This is a genomic window from Nocardiopsis sp. LDBS1602 (assembly GCF_035818715.1).
Lineage (GTDB): Bacteria > Actinomycetota > Actinomycetes > Streptosporangiales > Streptosporangiaceae > Nocardiopsis > Nocardiopsis alba.
In genome coordinates, this window is the sequence record NZ_JAYLVW010000003.1 from 325,311 (window position 1) to 338,757 (window position 13,447).

Here is a 13,447-nt window from a genome sequence, read left to right on the forward strand (position 1 = left end):
CATAGCTGAGAGTGTCGCGGGGCTAGCACAAAGTATTGAGGAAGGACAATGGTGTCGGAGTCGAAATCGCCATATCTGCGGGCGGTACTGGAGTCCATCCCTCCCTACCGGGCGGGGATCAAGATCGTCGGGCCCGACGGTCGTTCCATCAAGCTGTCCTCCAACGAGAGCCCCTACGGTCCGCTCCCGTCCGTCCGTGAGGCCATCGCCGAGGCGGCGGCCGACCTGAACCGTTACCCGGACCCGGCCGCCGAGGCCCTCGTCACCCGCCTCGCCGAACGTCTGGGCGTGCCCGAGGACCACGTCGCCCTCGGCGCCGGCTCCGTCGGCATGCTCCAGCAGCTCCTGGAGGCCGTCGGCGAGCCGGGAACCGAGGTCGTCTACGCCTGGCGCTCCTTCGAGGCCTACCCCCTGCTGGTCGAACTGGCCGGGGTCTCCTCGGTCAAGGTGCCGCTCAAGGAGGAGGGGCACGACCTGGAGGCCATGCTGGAGGCGATCAACGCCAACACGCGCATGGTGCTGATCTGCAACCCGAACAACCCGACCGGAACCACCGTGCGCGAGGCGGAGCTCGTCGACTTCCTCGACCGGGTCCCCGACCACGTCCTGGTGATCCTGGACGAGGCCTACCGCGAGTACGTGCGCGACCCGGAGGTCCCCGACGGGATCTCCCTGTACCGGGACCGGCCCAACGTCGCCGTCCTGCGCACCTTCTCCAAGGCCTACGGGTTGGCCGCCGTGCGTCTGGGCTTCCTCGTCGGGCACCCGCAGGTGACCGGCGCGGTCCGCAAGACCCTCGTGCCCTTCGCGATCAACCACCTGGCCCAGGCGGCCGGGATCGCCTCCCTGAACGCCGAGGAGGAACTCCTGGAGCGCGTGGAGGCCACCGTCGCGGAGCGCGAGCGCGTCCGTGGCGCCCTTCTGGACGCCGGCTGGACGGTTCCCCCCACCGAGGGCAACTTCGTGTGGCTGCGTCTGGGAGAGCGGACCCTGGACTTCGCCGCGGCCTGCGCCGAGGTGGGTGTCGCGGTTCGCCCCTTCCAGGGGGAGGGCGCCCGCGTCACCATCGCCTCACCCGAGGAGAACGACGCCTTCCTCGCGGTCGCGACCGTCTTCCCCGGCCGTCGCTGACCCCTCGAAGGATCTCGTCACGGGCGCCGAGGACCGACCGGTTCCGGCGCCCGTCGCGCACGACCCAGATCACGGGCCAGGTGCGAGCGGCGCAGCCGTCGCGTCCGCATGAGCCTGCTCAGGTCGGCACGGTTGTCGTAGGACAACTGGACGTGGAAGTAGTTCACCTGCTCCAGGACGGCGAGCACCCACAGGACGATCCCGAGGAGCACCTCGGTCCACCAGGAGACCCCGCCCAGGAGCGTCCATCCGATGTAGGCGCCCGAGACGAGCAGCAGGATCGGGTTGACCACGCGCAGAACCCCGAACACGGCCATCCCGGCGGGGAGCCGCTCGCCCCGGTCCAGCTGCCGCAACTTCAGGTACCAGTAGGCCGAACCCTGGATCAACAACACCGAGCACACGGCGAAACCCGCCAGGTTGGCACCGGTGGTCGGTGTTCCCAGCAGGCCGAAGAACAGCAGCGCGAACCAGAAGACGTTGGCGGTCTCCAGAATCGCGAGCGTGGTGAGCCGTCGTCGCGTCATGGAGGCGATTCTTTCCGACGGCCCGAGGACGCGCGAAGGGCGGCCCCCGATGGGGACCGCCCTTCCACGTGGTCGACCGGTTACTTGCCGGCCGCGTCCTTGTCCAACTTCTCCACGATCAGCCGGTAGAGCTGCCGCGGGCGTCCCGGCTGGAGGGTGCGGTTGGGCGGCAGCGGCCAGGCCAACCCCTCCTCCACCAGGGTGCGCAGCAGCCGTCGGGCCGTCCGGGAGGTGACCCCGAGCATGCGCCCGGCGTTCTCCGCGTCGACGACCAGAGGACCGTCCTCCTCCGCGATCTTCTCCGAGAGACGGATGAGGGTCTCGCGTCCCTTGGTGCGCAGGGGCTCGGAGGACTGCCGTGCGGGCGCGCGCTGGGCGGGGACCAGGGAACGACCCTCACGGTCCACCGCGAAGCTCTGTCGCGAGGCCTGGGCGCGGTTCAGGGCCGCGCGAGCGTGCGACTCCGCGTCCTGGGTGGTGCGTCCCATGCCGATGCCGACCTCGATCGCGATCCCGAGCTCCGCCTTGATCCGCTCCACGAACGGCGGCTGCCGGAACCCCTCGGTCGCGGTGACGAGGGAACCGCGGGTGGCCGTGATCATGAACGAGTGGTCGTCCAGGCGGTGCGCGGTCGCGTTGATCCGGTGCGCCTCCTGGAGCAGCAGACGGTGCAGGGACAGTCGCAGCTCCTCACGCCAGTAACGGGGCGTGGAGCGGCGAGAGGAGTCGCGCAGGGTGGGCACGTCGACCACGACGACGCCCAGCTGGGCCTCCTCCAGGCGGTGGTGGGCACCCAGCAGACCGGCGGTCTGTAGAGCGCTGCGCACCCCCGCGTTGGTGGGGCGCAGCCGGATCACCGGCACCCCGATCGCCTCCAGGCGCTCGGCGACACCGCGGACGCAGGTGATCGCCATCCTGGTGGCCTTGCGCCGCCACAACCCCTCGTGGAACGAGGTGAGCTGAGCGGTGTTGGTCAGCTCCTCGTGCACGTGGATACCGTCCACCGGCAGGTCGACCTCGGAGTAGGCCTCCACCACGTCGGCCCTGCCGAGCACGTCCAGACTCGCTCTGGTGGGGTCGTAGCGATCGTCGAGGGTCGCTCGGAGCAGGGCCTCGTGCAGGCTCGCCCCGCCGAGCGGCACGAAGGTCGCGGGCATGGTCAACACGCCCGCCTTCCGTGCGAACTCGTAGGGGACAGGGCTGGCGAACAGATAGGCATCGATCGCCGAACCCAGCCTGACGACCTTGTCCGTCGCCTCTTGCTCATCTCGGTACGCGGCGGCGATGAGTCTGGCGTTGAGAGGTCCTGTTGACCCAGGACCCATGAGCATGACCCGTTCGACCACCTCATGGGGTCCTATGACGCCGATCGTCAAATCGCCAGTACGCTGGGCACTCACCTCGGGTTGCTCCCCGCTACCATTCCACGCTCTTCACTATGTGCGCCCACTGGTTTCCCGACCCGATCTCTGTCACGGCATGATTGCCGAGATCGTACCCATTGTGCGGGGCCAAAGAAGATCGTTTTCCATATCAACGCCGAAAGCCCGGGTGGGAGGAGGCCTCCCACCCCGGCTTGAACTGCGCTTACGACAGCTACGAGACGGTGACGCGCTCCACGTCGCCGCCTAGCGTGGCGAGACGCTGCGCGAACTGGGCGTGACCGCGGTCCACCAGATAACCAGGCGCAACGATTGTCTCACCTTCGGCGACCAGTCCGGCGAGCACCAGGGCGGCACCGGTACGGAGGTCGTGGGCGATCACCTCGGCGCCGCGCAGGTTCGTGGAACCGTGCACGATGGCGCGGGTGCCCTCGACCTCGATCTTGGCGCCCATCTTGTTGAGCTCGTCGGCCAGCGCGAAGCGGCCGTCGTAGATGGCCTCGTGGATGTAGCTCTCACCCTCGGCCAGGGTGGCCAGGGCCATCAGCGGAGACTGAAGGTCGGTGGCGAAGCCCGGGAAGGGCGAGGTGACCGCGTTGATCGGCCGCAGCGGCACGGACGGGTCCCGCTGGACGTGCAGGACGGCGCCCTCCTGCGAGAAGCCGACGCCCATCTGCTCCAGTTTCCAGCGGGCGACACCCAGGTGGTCCAGGTTGGCGCCGACCAGGCTGACCTCGCCACCGGTCGCGGCGACGGTCATCGCGAACACACCGGCGTCGATGCGGTCCGACATGATCGTGTGCTCGACCGCGGTGAGCTCTTCGACGCCCTCGACGGTGATCAGACCGGTGCCGCCACCGCTGATCTTCGCGCCCATGGCGCTGAGGAACGCGATGACGTCGAGGACCTCGGGCTCCAGGGCCGCGTGCTCGATCACGGTGGTGCCGGGCGCGAGCACGGCGGCCATGATGAGGTTCTCGGTGCCCGTGTGGGAGGGCGTGTCCAGGTACAGCCGACCGCCGCGGAGCCTGCTCGCCTCCACGTTGATGTGGTTGCGCTCGGGGTCCTCGGTCACCTCGGCGCCCAGACGGGCGAAGCCGCGGTAGTGGAAGTCCAGGTTCCGGCTGCCCAGGTTGCATCCGCCGACGCCCTCGATGCGCGCACGGCCGGTGCGGTGCATCAGGGCCGGAACGAAGAGCACGGAGCCGCGGAAGCGGGCCGCGATCTCGGCGGGCAGAACCGCGAGTTCGGGGTCGTTGAGGCCGGAGGCGTCGATGACGACGGTGCGTTCCGCTTCGTGGAAGGCGACCTTGGCGCCCACGTGTTCGGCGAGCTCGAGTGCGCGGTAGACGTCCTCGATGACCGGAACGTTCCGCAGCACAGTACGGCCCTTGGCCGCCAGCAGGGCGGCCCCGATCATCGGCAGGACGGCGTTCTTCGCGCCTTGGATGAACGCCGTTCCACTGAGGGGGCGTCCGCCGCGGACGCGGTAACGAACCTCCTGGCCCATGCTCATGTGCTCCTTTGTGAGGCAGATGTGAAAAAAGGTCACCCTCGTCGGGTTTCGCCTATGTGAGGTTGAGACGCGGGTTTCCCCTGGAACGTTGCGACCATCTTGCGTGTGACCTGCGCGGCCATTGAACCGTTCGGTTCGCGAAGACTCTATAGCAACCGCCGGCGCATACCGGCCCAGAACGTGGTATACCCGCAGATCGCGGATAGAGTCCCGCCAAACGACCAAAGTGGCGTTACGCCTGAGGGAGAGACCAAGGGTCGCGCGTATGGCTGACCGTTACTCCGGCATTGCGCACGACTCCACCACCATACGCGCTTTCGCGGCCCATTCGGTGACCGCGTGCGCTGAATCACTCGCGCGCCGCGTGTCAGAGCACCGGCTTTGTCCCGGTCAAGCGCTCATGGATCTCTTTGTAGCGGGACAGAGTGCGCTCCACCACGTCGTCCGGAAGTTCCGGCGGAGGGGTCTCCGAAGCCCGGTCCCAACCGGAATCGCCCGAGGTCAGCCAGTCGCGCAGTACCTGCTTGTCGAACGAGGGCTGAGCGTGTCCGGGGCTCCACTCGTCGGCCGGCCAGTAACGCGACGAGTCCGGGGTGAACACCTCGTCGGCCAGGACCAGCGCGCCGGAGGAATCCCGTCCGAACTCGAACTTGGTGTCGGCGAGGATCACCCCTCGCTCCCGGGCGACGTCCCGACCGCGCCCGTAGACACGCAGGGTGATCTCGCGCAGCTCCGTGGCGAGCCTCTCACCGTGCTCGGCCGCCACGACGTCGAAGGAGACGTTCTCGTCGTGATCGCCGACCGCCGCCTTGACCGCCGGGGTGAAGATCGGCTCGGGCAGCTCCGAACCGTCGGTCAGCCCCTCGGGGAGCGGAACCCCGCAGACCGTGCGGTCGACCGAGTACTCGGCGAGTCCGGAACCGGCGAGGTAGCCGCGGGCCACGCACTCCACGGGGACCATGTCCAGCCGCTCGCAGACGAGCGTACGGCCGGCCCAGTCGGCCGGGGCGCCCTCGGGCGGCGTGTCCGAGACCACGTGGTTCGGGACCAGATCGCCCAGACGCTCGAACCACCACAGGGACAGTTGGGTGAGCAGACGCCCCTTACCGGGGATCTCCGTGGGCAGGACCCAGTCGAAGGCCGAGATACGATCGCTGGCCACCATGACCAGGTCGCCGGAGGCGGTCGCGTACAGGTCGCGCACCTTACCGGTGTGCAGGTGGGTCAGTCCGGGCACCTGGACGGGCTCGGGCACGGTGACGAAACCGCTCATGATGTTCCTTCCGGCTTTCTGCCTGGAAGGAGGACCCGGCCCCATGGGTCGACGAGGCCGGGCCCTCCCTGTCGGAGTCGACGAGTCAGAGCTCGGCGGCGGCGCGTTCGGCGATGTCGGTGCGGTGGAAGGAACCGCGCAGGTCCAGCTTCCCGACCGCCTCGTAGGCGCGCTCGCGGGCCTGACGCAGGTCCGCTCCCGTACCCACCACGCTCAGCACGCGGCCGCCGTTGGACTTGACCTCGCGTGCCCCGTCCCAGGCGGTGCCCGCGTGCAGCACGTAGGCGCCCTCCATGGACCCGGCGGCGTCCAGCCCGCCGATGAGGTCGCCCTTGGTCGGGTCACCGGGGTAGTTCTCGGCCGCGACCACGACGGTCACCGCCGCGCCCTTCTTCCACTGGAGCGAGCCGATCGCGCCCAGCCCGCCGGTGTCGGTGGCCTGGAGGACCGCGCCGATCGGGGTGGCCAGACGGTCCAGCACGACCTGGGTCTCCGGGTCGCCGAACCGAGCGTTGAACTCCACCACGCGCGGCCCCTGGGAGGTCAGCGCCAGACCCACGTAGAGCAGGCCCTGGTAGCGGAGCCCACGACGGTTCATCTCCGAGACGGTCGGTCGCACGACGGTCTCCATGACCTCGTCGACCAGACCCGGAGGGGCCCAGGGCAGCGGGGCGTAGGCGCCCATGCCCCCGGTGTTGGGGCCCTGGTCGCCGTCGTAGGCGCGCTTGAAGTCCTGCGCGGGCAGCAGCGGCAGCGCGTGGGCGCCGTCGGTGAGCACGAACAGCGACACCTCGGGGCCGTCCAGGTACTCCTCGATGACGACACGGCCGCACTCGCGGGCGTGCCTCTCGGCCGCGCCGCGGTCCTCGGTCACCACGACGCCCTTACCGGCGGCCAGTCCGTCGTCCTTGACCACGTACGGGGCGCCGAACTCGTTCAGGGCGTCGGAGACCTGACCCGGCGTGCGGCACACGCGGGCCTTGGCGGTGGGGACCCCGGCCGCCTCCATGATCTCCTTGGCGAAGGCCTTGGAGCCCTCCAGACGGGCGGCCTCACGGTCCGGGCCGAACACCGGGATGCCCCGGTCGCGCAGGGCGTCGGCCACGCCCGCCACCAGCGGGGCCTCCGGACCGATCACCACCAGCTCGGCGCGGATGCGCGCGGCCAGCTCGGTCACGGCCAACCCGTCCGTCACGTTCAGGACGTGGTTCTCCGCGATCTCCGAGATGCCCGGGTTACCGGGGGCACAGTGGATGTCGGTGACGCCCGGATCCAGGGACAGGGCGCGGACGAGTGCGTGTTCGCGGCCTCCGCCGCCGAGAACGAGGGCTTTCACTGAAGGGGGCCTCTTCTTCTGTCTGGAGGGACGGTGGTCGCCGGGTCAGACCAGGGGACGCAGTTCGAGGGTCTCTTCACGGCCCGGTCCGACGCCGATGGCGGAGATCGGGGCGCCCGCCATCTCCTCCAGAGTACGCACGTAGGCCCGCGCGTTCTCGGGGAGATCGTCGAATTCCCGGACACCGGTGATGTCCTCGGTCCAACCGTCGAAGTACTCGTAGATCGGGGTGGCGTGGTGGAAGTCGGTCTGCGTCATCGGGATCTCGTCGTGACGCACGCCGTCGACGTCGTAGGCCACGCACACGGGGATCCGCTCCAGGCCGGTGAGCACGTCGAGCTTGGTCAGGAAGAAGTCCGTGACGCCGTTGACCCGGGTGGCGTAGCGGGCGATCGGGGCGTCGAACCAGCCGCAGCGGCGGTCGCGACCGGTGGTCACGCCGTACTCGCCGCCCTGGGTGCGCAGCCACTGGCCCTGCTCGTCGAGGAGCTCGGTGGGGAAGGGGCCCGAACCCACACGCGTGGTGTAGGCCTTCAGGATGCCCACGACCTTGGAGATGCGGTTGGGGCCGATGCCCGCGCCCGCGGCGGCGCCGCCGGCGGTGGGGGAGGAGGAGGTGACGAACGGGTAGGTGCCGTGGTCGATGTCCAGGAGCGTGCCCTGCGACCCCTCCAGGTAGAGGGTCTTGCCCTCGTCCAGCGCCTTGTTGAGGATCAGGGAGGTGTCCGCGACGTAGGGGCGGAGCTGCTCGGCGTAGCCCAGGTACTCCTCGATGATGGGCCCGGCCTCCAGGGCGCGCCGGTTGTACACCTTGGTGAGGAGCTGGTTCTTGTCGTGCAGCGCCAACTCGATCTTCTTGGTGAGGATCTTGGCGTCGAACATGTCCTGAACGCGCACGCCCTGGCGGGAGACCTTGTCGGCGTAGGCCGGGCCGATGCCGCGACCGGTGGTGCCGATCTTGCCCTTGCCGAGGAAGCGTTCGCTGACCTTGTCCAGGGCCCGGTGGTAGGGCATGATCAGGTGCGCGTTGGCGGAGACCAGCAGACGCGAGGTGTCCACACCCCGGTCCTGAAGCCCGCGCAGCTCCTCGAACAGCACCCCCGGGTCGATGACGACGCCGTTGGCGATGACCGGAACGACGTTCGGGGAGAGGATGCCGGAGGGCAGCAGATGCAGGGCGTACTTCTGGTCTCCGATGACCACCGTGTGGCCGGCGTTGTTGCCGCCCTGGTAGCGGACCACGTAGTCCACCTGTTCACCGACCAGGTCGGTCGCCTTGCCCTTGCCCTCGTCGCCCCACTGGGCACCCACGAGCGTGATCGCCGGCATTGGTCTCTACCTCTTCGCTCGACACCTGAACAGGGCTTTTCCCACCCCGGACATGGATCAACCCCTGGCGCAAGGCAGCGACAGGGGCCGTTGCGTATTGAGCGTACACGACCTGCGCATCTCGGTTGAGAGCGGCCGTGGGGTGCCCGTGTCACACCGTGCCGGGCGTTCCCGGAACGCCCGGCACGCGAGGATCGGAGCGGATCAGCCGTTGAGGGCCCGATCGGCCTCGGCGCTGGACTCACGCAGGAAGGTCGAGCAGCGCTCGGCCTCCTCGGTGTCGCCGATGGCCTCGGAGGCCTTGCCCAGGTAGTGCAGGGCGCGCAGGAAGCCCCGGTTGGGCTCGTGCTCCCACGGGATCGGGCCGTGGCCCTTCCAGCCCGAGCGACGCAGCTGGTCCAGGCCCCGGTGGTACCCGGTGCGGGCGTAGGCGTAGGCGGCGACCGGCCGGCCGTCGGCCAGGGCGAGTTCGGCCAGACGGGCCCACGCGGCGGAGTAGGACGGGAAACGGCCGGCGACCGGGGTGGGGTCGTCGGAGGCGGCCAGGGCCTCGCGCGCCTCGGCGTCGTCGGCCAGGCGCGTCTCGGGCGGCTCGTTCAGCAGGTTCCGGTGCAGGTTCATGCCTCCATCCTGCCACCGGGACGAGACCCTTCCGGAGGACGGTCCGGTCCACGTCGGAGCCCGGTCGGCGCCCGGGGAAGGGGGGAGACGAACGGTGCCCGGCGGCCGAGGCCACCGGGCACCGCGAAGGACTCCGGGTCCTACTTCATCTTGTTGCCGGCGGACTTGAGGTGCTGGGCGGCCTCCACCACGCGGGCGGCCATGCCGGCCTCGGCGACCTTGCCGTAGGCGCGCGGGTCGTAGGCCTTCTTGCTGCCGATCTCGCCGTCGATCTTGAGCACACCGTCGTAGTTCTTCATGATGTGGTCGACGACCGGGCGGGTGAAGGCGTACTGGGTGTCGGTGTCGATGTTCATCTTCACGACGCCGTAGTCGATGGCCTCGTGGATCTCCTCCAGGGTGGAGCCGGAGCCACCGTGGAAGACGAAGTCGAAGGCCTTGGTCCTGCCGTAACGCTCGGCGATGGCCTCCTGGGCGCTCTTGAGCACCTCGGGGCGCAGCTTCACGAAGCCGGGCTTGTAGGAGCCGTGCACGTTGCCGAAGGTCAGGGCGGTCATGTAGTAACCCTTCTCGCCCAGGCCCAGGACCTCGGCGGTGCGCAGGGCGTCCTCCGGGGTGGTGTACAGCTTCTCGTTGATCTCGCCGACGATGCCGTCCTCCTCACCGCCGACGACGCCGACCTCGATCTCCAGGATGGTCCGGGCGGCCTTGGAGGCGGCCAGGAGCTCCTCGGCGATCTGGAGGTTCTCCTCGAGCTCCACGGCGGAGCCGTCCCACATGTGGGACTGGAAGAGCGGCTCCCGGCCCTTGGCCACGCGCTCCTTGGAGATCTCCAGCAGCGGACGGACGAAACCGTCGAGCTTGTTCTTCGGGCAGTGGTCGGTGTGCAGGGCGACGTTCACCGGGTACTTGTCCGCGACGACGCGAGCGAACTCGGCGAAGGCGACGGAGCCGGTGACCATGTCCTTCACCGAGGCGCCGGACAGGAACTCGGCACCACCGGTGGAGATCTGCACGATGCCGTCGGTCTCGGCCTCGGCGAAGCCGCGCAGCGCGGCGTGCAGCGTCTGGCTGGAGGTCACGTTGATCGCCGGGTAGGCGAAGCCCTGGGACTTCGCGCGGCTCAGCATCTCGGTGTAGACCTCGGGGCTGGCGATGGGCATGGCTTGACTCTCCCTGGTTCGGCCTGGAGCGAGCGTCCGCCGGCGCCTACTCTGCGTGCCGACGGCACCCCGTGTGCGTTGCCCCGGTGGAGGGACCGGTCGTGAGGGGAGGCCCGGGAGGCGGGCCGTTCGTCCGGGGTGTCCACCAGGTGTCGTTCAAGTATCTCGAATCCCCGGAGCCGATTGAAAGGTCTAGACCAAAACGGCCGGGAATGTCGACGTACCCGCAGCTTACGAGGGGTGTCGGAGAGGACGACGGAGGGGTCGGGAAGAAAAGCGGTTTACCTACCGTTTTGTGGTTTCCAGTGGTGGAAGCGGGTCTTCAGGACGACTGCTGTCGCTTTTTGCCGTGATACGCGCTACATTCATCGCCGTGGGACGGCATAGGAATGATCCGAAGGGCGTTGGCCAAGTGATGGCCATCGTCGGGACCGTCGCGCTCCTGGTGGCCCTCGTGGCGTTGTGCGGGTACTTCCTGTACCGCTCGATCCCGGGAACCGGCAGTGCCTCCGAGGGCGTCAACGCGTCCGAGGTCGCCGCCGAACCGGTGGACACCACCGAGACCGGTGCCCTGTACATCGACGTGGTGGGCGAGTCCACCAGCGTCTTCGTCCGTGTGCCCGGTGGTGACGTCCTCCTCGACCAGGAGGTCGTCCAGGGCGACTCGGTGCACTACCGGGAGAACACCGACGGCCTGGAGGTCGCCATCGGCGATCCGACCGCCGTCGAGCTCTACGTCAACGGGGAACCGCGCGACGTCTCCGACCGCGACCCCGGATACTCCTTCACCCTGAACCCCTGAGTCCCGGGACCCCGGTGGACGGGGCCGGCATCGACCCCGCCCGCACCGAGAGGCCGGACTCACACGTCCAGGTCGGACACCTCGAAGATCGGCCGGTACTCCAGGCCCTCCTCCTCCAGTCGGGCCCGCGCGCCGCGATCCACGATCAGCGCGACCGCCACCACCTCGGCGCCCGCCTCGCGCAACGCCTCGACCGCGGTCATCACCGAGCCACCGGTCGTGGAGGTGTCCTCCAGAGCCAGCACACGCCGCCCCTTGACGTCCGGACCCTCGATCCTGCGCTGCAACCCGTGGGCCTTGCCCGCCTTGCGCACCACGAAGGCGTCCAGGCGCCGTCCCCGCGCGTGCGCGGCGTGCAGCATCGCGGTGGCCACCGGGTCCGCGCCGAGGGTCAGACCGCCCACCGCGTCGAACTCCAGGTCCGCGACGGTGTCCAACAGGACCGAGCCGACCAGCGGCGCGGCCTCCCCGTCCAGGGTGATCCGGCGCAGGTCGACGTAGTAGTCGGCCTCCCGGCCGGAGGACAGGGTCACCTTCCCGCGCACGACCGCCTTATCGTTGATCTGACGCAGGAGTTCATCACGTTCGCTCATGATCAGTGAGCCTAGAACACCGGGTGGGGCCCCTCGGACCGGACGACGAGGGGCGGGGCGTCGAACCGGCGACCTCGCACGACCCCGCCCGACCCGGAACAACACCGTCCCGATGGGGTGACCATGTCAGAACGTGCCGATGTCGTCAGGGTGGAGACCACCATCGACGACCGGGAAGGGGCCGAGGCGCTGGCCCGCTCGGTCATCGAGAACCGACTGGCGGCCTGTGCCCAGGTCAGCGGTCCGCACCGCAGCTTCTACCGCTGGGAGGGGGAGGTCCGGGCGGACGAGGAGTGGAAGGTCGTGATCAAGACCGCGTCCGACCGCTTGGACGACCTGGTCGCCCACCTGGTCGAGATCCACCCTTACGACGTGCCCGAGGTCGTGGCCCTGCCGGTGGTCGGGGGCAACCCCGGCTACCTCGCCTGGGTCCGGGACGAGACACGCGGGGGCGGACCCGCGTGATCACGGTCCTTCTACCCCCCACCCTCGGCGCCCCCTTCTCCCCGCCGGGGATCGACCGGGACCTCGACGCGCTCGGCCGCGCGGCGGTCCTGCCCGAGGTGACGGACGACTTCACAGCGCCCCACGCCGCGCGCTACGTGGCCCGGGCGAGCCTGGAGATCAACCGCCTGGTCGCGACCGACGAGCCCACGGTCCTGGTGGCCCGGGGCGACTCGGGCCCCCTGCTCGGAGCGGTCGGCGCGGCCCAACGGGCGGCCCACCGGCCCGTCCTCGGCTACGTGCTGGTCGACGCCCCGTTGCCGCGTCCCGGCAGCCCCACACGTGAGGAGATCTCCCGAGACCAGGATCTGACGGGGATCCCGGCCGGTGCGGACGAACCCGCCGGTTACCGCACCGAACGTCTGCCCACGGTCCCGGACTGGCCGGACGCGCCCTGCGGTTACCTGCTCACCGATCCCGCCTACGCGCACCCCGCCCATCTGGCGGGGATGCGGGGATGGGCGGTACGGGACGCGGTCGCCGAACCCGGGCGGACGGCCGCGGAACTGGCGGCGCTCATCGACGAACTCGTTCGCTGAGCACCGATAAACCGGGTGACATCCGGTGGCGGAGGGCAGAAGAATGCGGGGGCATGATCAGCGACCATTTCCCGCCGCTCGGAGTGGGTCTGAGCACGCCCCGCCTCCGTCTGCGCATGCCCACCGACGCCGACCTCTCCGCGTTGGCCGACGCCGCGCTCCGAGGGGTCCACGACCCGGAGACCATGCCGTTCCGACAACCCTGGACGGACCAGGGCCCGGAGCGGCTGGGACGGGCGGTGATCCAGCACAACTGGAGCACCATGGCGGCCTGGACCCCCGAACGGTGGGCCTTCAACGCCGTCGTGATCTTCGAGGGGCGGGTGATCGGGCTCCAGGAGATGAACGCGAAGGACTTCGCGGTCACCCGCCAGGTGGGGAGCGGATCCTGGCTGACCCGGGAGTATCAGGGCAGGGGCCTGGGCACCGAGATGCGGGCGGCGATCCTGCATCTGGCCTTCGAGGGGCTCGGCGCGCTGGACGCGGTCACCGAGGCCTTCGACACCTCGGCGGCCTCCATCGGGGTGTCCCGGCGTCTGGGCTATCGCCCGGACGGGATCGACCACCTCGAGGTGCGTGGGCGGCGGGTCCGAGAACTGCGCTACCGGCTGACCCGGCGGGACTGGGAGGAGCACCGCACGGTCCCGGTCGAGATCGAAGGACTGGAGCCGGCCCTGCCCTACTTCGGGGTGGGGGAACTCCCCGAATAGGACGGGGCCGGCGGGCGGACG

Annotated in this window: 14 protein-coding genes; 5 read left to right on the forward strand and 9 right to left on the reverse strand. The window is 69.5% G+C overall.

Features of this window, described 5'->3' with window-relative positions:
* Positions 1-48 precede the first annotated feature (48 nt).
* Positions 49-1,131, forward strand: coding sequence for a histidinol-phosphate transaminase (hisC, locus tag U9J66_RS13435; RefSeq protein WP_326337837.1), 1,083 nt, complete (start codon positions 49-51; stop codon positions 1,129-1,131).
* 17 nt (positions 1,132-1,148) lie between these two features.
* On the opposite strand, the gene U9J66_RS13440 is transcribed toward hisC, so the two are convergent.
* From U9J66_RS13440 to fbaA, 8 genes are all read right to left on the reverse strand, one after another.
* Complete coding sequence (locus U9J66_RS13440; protein WP_326337838.1) at positions 1,149-1,658, reverse strand: hypothetical protein; 510 nt, start codon at positions 1,656-1,658, stop codon at positions 1,149-1,151.
* Positions 1,659-1,738: 80 nt separating this feature from the next.
* Positions 1,739-3,004, reverse strand: a complete 1,266-nt coding sequence (locus tag U9J66_RS13445) for a hypothetical protein (RefSeq protein ID WP_026124978.1) — start codon at positions 3,002-3,004, stop codon at positions 1,739-1,741.
* A gap of 250 nt (positions 3,005-3,254) precedes the next feature.
* A complete protein-coding gene (gene murA / locus U9J66_RS13450) occupies positions 3,255-4,550 on the reverse strand; it encodes a UDP-N-acetylglucosamine 1-carboxyvinyltransferase (protein WP_014911077.1) in 1,296 nt (431 codons plus the stop codon).
* A gap of 373 nt (positions 4,551-4,923) precedes the next feature.
* Complete coding sequence (locus U9J66_RS13455; RefSeq protein ID WP_042282528.1) at positions 4,924-5,829, reverse strand: phosphoribosylaminoimidazolesuccinocarboxamide synthase; 906 nt, start codon at positions 5,827-5,829, stop codon at positions 4,924-4,926.
* Between the two features lie 85 nt (positions 5,830-5,914).
* Positions 5,915-7,165: a phosphoribosylamine--glycine ligase gene (gene purD, locus U9J66_RS13460; RefSeq protein WP_326337840.1), complete on the reverse strand. Its 1,251-nt coding sequence runs from the start codon at positions 7,163-7,165 to the stop codon at positions 5,915-5,917.
* 45 nt (positions 7,166-7,210) lie between these two features.
* On the reverse strand, positions 7,211-8,494 hold the full coding sequence (locus U9J66_RS13465; RefSeq protein WP_014912392.1) for an adenylosuccinate synthase: 1,284 nt from the start codon (positions 8,492-8,494) through the stop codon (positions 7,211-7,213).
* 204 nt (positions 8,495-8,698) lie between these two features.
* Positions 8,699-9,115, reverse strand: a complete 417-nt coding sequence (locus U9J66_RS13470; RefSeq protein ID WP_014909881.1) for a DUF3151 domain-containing protein — start codon at positions 9,113-9,115, stop codon at positions 8,699-8,701.
* A 140-nt stretch (positions 9,116-9,255) separates the two neighbouring features.
* Entirely contained in the window at positions 9,256-10,278 is a 1,023-nt protein-coding gene (gene fbaA / locus U9J66_RS13475) for a class II fructose-bisphosphate aldolase (RefSeq protein WP_014912124.1), read from the reverse strand.
* Positions 10,279-10,693: 415 nt separating this feature from the next.
* Here fbaA and U9J66_RS13480 point away from each other — a divergent pair, with 415 nt between their 5' ends.
* Positions 10,694-11,080: a RodZ domain-containing protein gene (locus U9J66_RS13480; RefSeq protein WP_026124979.1), complete on the forward strand. Its 387-nt coding sequence runs from the start codon at positions 10,694-10,696 to the stop codon at positions 11,078-11,080.
* A gap of 59 nt (positions 11,081-11,139) precedes the next feature.
* On the opposite strand, the gene pyrE is transcribed toward U9J66_RS13480, so the two are convergent.
* The gene (pyrE, locus tag U9J66_RS13485) at positions 11,140-11,673 is read right to left on the reverse strand and encodes an orotate phosphoribosyltransferase (RefSeq protein ID WP_017534400.1); all 534 of its coding nucleotides are present in this window, start codon (positions 11,671-11,673) and stop codon (positions 11,140-11,142) included.
* Between the two features lie 123 nt (positions 11,674-11,796).
* Here pyrE and cutA point away from each other — a divergent pair, with 123 nt between their 5' ends.
* The 3 genes from cutA to U9J66_RS13500 are packed head-to-tail and all read left to right on the forward strand — an operon-like array spanning position 11,797 to position 13,426.
* On the forward strand, positions 11,797-12,138 hold the full coding sequence (gene cutA / locus U9J66_RS13490) for a divalent-cation tolerance protein CutA (RefSeq protein ID WP_326337841.1): 342 nt from the start codon (positions 11,797-11,799) through the stop codon (positions 12,136-12,138).
* A complete protein-coding gene (locus tag U9J66_RS13495) occupies positions 12,135-12,716 on the forward strand; it encodes a hypothetical protein (protein WP_161111045.1) in 582 nt (193 codons plus the stop codon). Before cutA ends, U9J66_RS13495 begins: the two co-directional genes overlap by 4 nt.
* Before the next feature lie 53 nt (positions 12,717-12,769).
* Positions 12,770-13,426 carry a GNAT family N-acetyltransferase gene (locus tag U9J66_RS13500; protein ID WP_161111046.1) on the forward strand — a complete coding sequence of 219 codons (657 nt, stop codon included), beginning with the start codon at positions 12,770-12,772 and terminating at the stop codon, positions 13,424-13,426.
* Positions 13,427-13,447 lie beyond the last annotated feature (21 nt).

Coding starts and splice junctions, on each gene's coding strand:
- U9J66_RS13440 (WP_326337838.1), bottom strand. CDS start 1,658: ATGACGCGACGACGGCTCACCACGCTCGCGATTCTGGAGACCGCCAAC.
- U9J66_RS13500 (WP_161111046.1), top strand. CDS start 12,770: ATGATCAGCGACCATTTCCCGCCGCTCGGAGTGGGTCTGAGCACGCCC.
- U9J66_RS13480 (WP_026124979.1), top strand. CDS start 10,694: ATGGCCATCGTCGGGACCGTCGCGCTCCTGGTGGCCCTCGTGGCGTTG.
- U9J66_RS13455 (WP_042282528.1), bottom strand. CDS start 5,829: ATGAGCGGTTTCGTCACCGTGCCCGAGCCCGTCCAGGTGCCCGGACTG.
- U9J66_RS13470 (WP_014909881.1), bottom strand. CDS start 9,115: ATGAACCTGCACCGGAACCTGCTGAACGAGCCGCCCGAGACGCGCCTG.
- U9J66_RS13465 (WP_014912392.1), bottom strand. CDS start 8,494: ATGCCGGCGATCACGCTCGTGGGTGCCCAGTGGGGCGACGAGGGCAAG.
- pyrE (WP_017534400.1), bottom strand. CDS start 11,673: ATGAGCGAACGTGATGAACTCCTGCGTCAGATCAACGATAAGGCGGTC.
- fbaA (WP_014912124.1), bottom strand. CDS start 10,278: ATGCCCATCGCCAGCCCCGAGGTCTACACCGAGATGCTGAGCCGCGCG.
- cutA (WP_326337841.1), top strand. CDS start 11,797: ATGTCAGAACGTGCCGATGTCGTCAGGGTGGAGACCACCATCGACGAC.
- hisC (WP_326337837.1), top strand. CDS start 49: ATGGTGTCGGAGTCGAAATCGCCATATCTGCGGGCGGTACTGGAGTCC.
- murA (WP_014911077.1), bottom strand. CDS start 4,550: ATGGGCCAGGAGGTTCGTTACCGCGTCCGCGGCGGACGCCCCCTCAGT.